A 4355-nucleotide genomic window follows, 5' to 3' on the forward strand; every position below is an offset into this window, starting at 1 on the left:
GCCGGTGCGCGACGCCGTCGTCGACGCCGCCGCCCGGGCCGCGCGGGTGGTCGTGCTCGTCGAGCCGGGGACGCCGGCCGGGCACGCGCGCATCCTCGACGCCCGTGCCCGGCTGCTCGCCGCGGGCCTGACCGTCGCCGCGCCCTGCCCGCACGACGGCGCCTGCCCGGTGACCGGTGACGACTGGTGCCACTTCGCCGTGCGCGTCGGGCGCAGCTCGCGCCACCGGGTGCTGAAGGCCGGCTCGCTGGGCCACGAGGACGAGAAGTTCTCCTACGTCGTCGCCGTGCGTGACGACGACGGCACCGTCGGACGGGCCCCGGGCCGGGTGGTCCGGCACCCGCACACACGCAAGGGACTGGTGACTCTGCGTGTCTGCGAGGCGGACGGGACGCTGCGGGACACACCCGTCCCACGCAGTCGCAAGGAGCTGTTCCGGCACGCCCGTGACACCGCGTGGGGCGACGCCTGGCCACCCGGGTGAGCCCTCCGGGTTGCTCGCAAGCGGGGGAGGCGAACGTCACAGACCGGACGCGCCGAGGAACGTTGTGAATCTGTAACACCGACCGGCATCGTGGGCGACTGACCGGGCGAGACGGCCATCAGGTGGGCCGCGAGCAGCAGCATTCTCACAGATCGAGCACGACCATGAACGACTTCGTCACCGGCGCCCCCGCCGACCGCCTGCCCACCCTCGTCCGCACCCGTACCGGATACCGCGTGTACGACCCGGCCCTGATCACCGGCACCGACTACGTCGTCGACGACGCGGGCGACCTCGTCTACACGAAGCTCCCGGCCGGTGCGATGACCGGCACCGCCGTCGTCGCCGCCGCCGTGGTGGCGCTCACCGTGGGTGAGAACAGCTGGTCCTGGTCGGCGCTGGCGTTCCTCGTCTGCCTGCCCGTCGCGCTCGGGCTGGCGATCGGGGTGCTCTCGATCATCCACGCGGTCACCGACCCGGTCCGGGCCTACCGCGCCCGCACCGGGCACACCCGTTTCGCCCGCGACATCGCCGCGACCGACCCCGCCTCCTGGCAACTCTGCGCACGCGCCGAGCGGCTCGCGGCGACGCCGTCGTGGCAGGCGGGACGGATCGACCCGACCCGCACCCTCGGTGTCCTGCTGTGGACCGCCGTGGCCGGTGGGGAGGCGTGGGCCGCCGACGCGCTGACCCAGATGGCCGAGCCGGCGACGGGCCCGGACCTCACCTCGGTCTGATCTCGGGTCCAACCGCCCCCACCCGCCGCTCGAGCCCCGCGTCATGTCCCCAGGGTCACCCTCGTAGCGCTCTACGCCCCGAAAGTGACACTGGGAGCAACAGCAGCAGGGGAAGACGGGTCAGACGGCGTAGCGGGCGACGGGGAGGAGGGCGTCGACGTCGCGACGGTCGGAGTCGGTCGCGACGCAGGCGCGCAGCGCGCGTTCCAACGCGGCCTCGTCCAGCCCGGTCCCGATCAGGACCAGGGTGGTGCGGCGGGGCTCGTCGGGGTCCCACCGGCTCCGGCGGAACCGTACGTACCGGCCGACGGTGTGCAGGTCCCAGCGTTCCCGGTCCGGGGCGGCGGCGAAGCGCACCGAGCCCTTGATCCGGTACAGCCCGGACGGCCGGGCGTCGAGGAGGTCCTGCAGGCGGGCGGCGTCGAGCGGCTCGTCGCACAGGAACGTCAGGCTCTGGTAGCCGGCGTGCAGGTGGTGGGAGTGCGGCTCGTCGACGCGCTCGCCCAGCATCAGCTGGCGGCCCGGCACGATCTCGATGTCGAACAGCAGCGCCGGGTCCACCGCGCCGTCGCGGACCGGGACGATCGGGGCCCGCGGGTTCGCCTCGCGGCACAGCCGCCGGACCCGCCACAGCGGCCCCGGCCCCACCCGGTCGATCTTGTTCAGGACCACGAGGTCGGCCATGCCGACGTGCTTGTCGAGCTGGGGGTGGCGGCGCCGCGAGTCCTCGAACTCCGCGGCGTCGACGACCTCGACGAGCCCGCCGAAGCTCAGGTGCTGGCCCAGCGCGTCGAGCACGAGCTGGACCAGCGTGCCGGGCTCGGCGATGCCGCTGGCCTCGATGACGACGACGTCGATCTCGTCGCGGCGGCGGGTCAGCTTCTCCAGCACCGAGGAGACGCCGCCCTCACCGACCTCGCAGCACAGGCAGCCGTTGCCGAGCCCGACGACGTCGCCGGCCTGACCGGCCACGCGCAACGCGTCGATGCCGACCGACCCGAAGTCGTTGACGACCACGCCGATCCGCGCGTCCCCGCCCGCGGCGAGGAGGTGGTTCAGCAGTGTCGTCTTGCCGGCTCCGAGGAATCCGGCCAGCACCACGACCGGGATCTTCCGGGGCATCCGTCATGCCTACCACGTGCGTGTCGACGCACCGTGACGTGGTCGTGACCCGTCACGGACCTGTCCGGGGACCCCGATCGGACCACTACAGTGCGGCCATGCCCGACACAGCTGCCGGACGCCCGCCACGCGGAGTGATCGCCGTCGCCGGAGAAGCCCTCGTCGACATCGTCCCCGCCCCCGCGCAGGGGTACTGGGAGCTCGCGCCCGGCGGCAGCCCCGCGAACGTCGCGGTCGGGCTGTCCCGCCTCGACGTGCCGGCCCGGATGTTGGCCCGGCTCGCCGACGACCTGCTCGGGCGCAAGCTGCGCGACCATCTCGCGGACAACGGCGTCGACCTGTCGCACTCGGTCGAGGCGGACGAGCCGTCGTCGCTGGCGATCGTGGAGCTGGCCGCCGACGGGCAGGCGTCCTACGACTTCCGGATCGCGGGCACCGCGGACTGGCAGTGGACCGACGACGAGCTCGCCGGTGCCCTCGACGACGGCCCGGCCGGCCCGGTCGTCGCCGTCCACTCCGGATCGCTGGCGCTGACCACCGCGCCCGGTCACGACGCGCTGCGCGAGCTGCTCGCCTCCGCTGTGGACACCGCGACGGTGAGCTACGACCCGAACTTCCGGCCGCTGCTGATGGGGACGCCGGAGGAGATCCTGCCCGGCGTGCACGAGCTGCTCGGCGTGGCCGACGTGGTGAAGGTCAGTGAGGAGGACCTGGGCTGGCTGCACCCGGGCCGCGAGCCCGGCGACGTCGTCGGCGAGTGGCTCGAGCTCGGTCCGGCGGTCGTCGTGGTCACCCTCGGGGCGAACGGGGTGCTGGCCGGGACGTCGTCGGGGCTGCACCTGGTGCTGCCCGGCCGCACCGTCGAGGTCGTCGACACCGTCGGTGCCGGGGACAGCTTCTCCGCGGCGCTGCTGGCCGGGCTGCACCGGCGCGGGCTGCTCGGCGCGACCGCCCGCGACGACCTCTACCGCATCGACCGGCCGACGCTGGAGGCCGTGCTGACCGAGGCCGTGGCGGCGTCGGCGATCACCTGCTCGCGGCACGGCGCGAACCCGCCCACCCGCGCGGAGCTCGACGCCGCGGTCTGAGCCTCAGCGGTGCTCGCGGGCGAGCATCGCGGTCTGCGCCTGCTGCTCGGGCTCCGACAGCTCGCGCGGCTTCCGGTCGGGGAAGTCGCGGGGCTGCCCGGTCGCGGCCGAGCCGGGCGGCAGGCTCAGCGTGGCCACGGTGCTCTGCGAAAGCGCCCACTGCCGGGCCCAGTCCATGTGCATCGCGGTGGGGCCGCCGGCGTTGCCGAAGTAGTCCAGCTGCATGGTCATGTTCATCGGGCGCGGCGGGAACTGGTCGGTGTCGGTGTTGGAGTACCACTCCTTCCCGTTCACGTACGCGGTGATCTTCTCCGGGGTCCATTCCAGCGCGTACGCCGACCACTGCGTCGAGTCGTGCTTCACCGACCCGTAGTCCTGGTCGTTGCCCGGTCCGTAGTGGAGGAAGAAGCTGGTCTTCTGGCGGGAGTCGTCCATGATCTCCATCCAGTCGACCTCGCCGCCGACCGGGAAGTCCTCGGCCACCGGCCAGAGCAGCAGCAGCGCGTTGATCCCGCCCCGGCCCTCGTCCGACTTCACGCAGGCCTCCCAGCGGCCGTAGCGCTGGCCGGGGTGCCAGCTGACGGCGCCGGTGTTGCCGTCGGCGTCGGCGGAGATGGTCATCGCCCCGTCGGCGACGGTGACCGCCTCCGGGGTGCGGGTGCCCTTCTTGTTGTGGCCGGGCTCGGGGCCGTAGGGGTGCCAGTCCGGCGGGACCGTGGTGCCGTCGAAGTCGGACTCGCGGGCGGGCGCGCCCCAGCCGAGCTCCTGCGCCGCGGTCTCGGTGCAGTGCGACGACGCCGGGGGTGCGGCGGGGTCGGCCGGGGTCTTCACCGTCCCGCCGGCCGGGTCGCCTCCCGGGGTCGCGGTGCCCGCGGCCGGGCCGGTCGGGTCTCCGCCGGCCGGGCCGGTCGGATCTCCGCCGGT

General features: G+C 73.9%; 5 protein-coding genes. 3 read left to right on the forward strand and 2 right to left on the reverse strand.

What is annotated here, in order from left to right; genetic code table 11:
- A partial coding sequence (locus NH602_RS28510; RefSeq protein ID WP_253069421.1) for a small ribosomal subunit Rsm22 family protein occupies positions 1–484 on the forward strand: 484 nt, incomplete at its 5' end.
- A gap of 164 nt (positions 485–648) precedes the next feature.
- Positions 649–1221 carry a hypothetical protein gene (locus NH602_RS28515; RefSeq protein ID WP_253069422.1) on the forward strand — a complete coding sequence of 191 codons (573 nt, stop codon included), beginning with the start codon at positions 649–651 and terminating at the stop codon, positions 1219–1221.
- A gap of 120 nt (positions 1222–1341) precedes the next feature.
- On the opposite strand, the gene NH602_RS28520 is transcribed toward NH602_RS28515, so the two are convergent.
- Positions 1342–2343, reverse strand: a complete 1002-nt coding sequence (locus tag NH602_RS28520; protein WP_253069423.1) for a GTP-binding protein — start codon at positions 2341–2343, stop codon at positions 1342–1344.
- 98 nt (positions 2344–2441) lie between these two features.
- On the opposite strand from NH602_RS28520, the gene NH602_RS28525 reads away from it, so the two are divergent.
- On the forward strand, positions 2442–3431 hold the full coding sequence (locus NH602_RS28525) for a carbohydrate kinase (protein WP_253069424.1): 990 nt from the start codon (positions 2442–2444) through the stop codon (positions 3429–3431).
- A 3-nt stretch (positions 3432–3434) separates the two neighbouring features.
- Here NH602_RS28525 and NH602_RS28530 read toward each other — a convergent pair.
- On the reverse strand, positions 3435–4355 hold a 921-nt coding region (locus tag NH602_RS28530; RefSeq protein WP_305882476.1), incomplete at its 5' end, for a glycoside hydrolase family 16 protein.

The organism is Pseudonocardia sp. McavD-2-B, from assembly GCF_024124365.1.
GTDB lineage: Bacteria > Actinomycetota > Actinomycetes > Mycobacteriales > Pseudonocardiaceae > Pseudonocardia > Pseudonocardia alni.

What these genes read in the sequence shown, in the direction of transcription:
- NH602_RS28515 (WP_253069422.1), top strand. Translation starts at nt 649, where the DNA reads ATGAACGACTTCGTCACCGGCGCCCCCGCCGACCGCCTGCCCACCCTC.
- NH602_RS28520 (WP_253069423.1), bottom strand. Translation starts at nt 2,343, where the DNA reads ATGCCCCGGAAGATCCCGGTCGTGGTGCTGGCCGGATTCCTCGGAGCC.
- NH602_RS28525 (WP_253069424.1), top strand. Translation starts at nt 2,442, where the DNA reads ATGCCCGACACAGCTGCCGGACGCCCGCCACGCGGAGTGATCGCCGTC.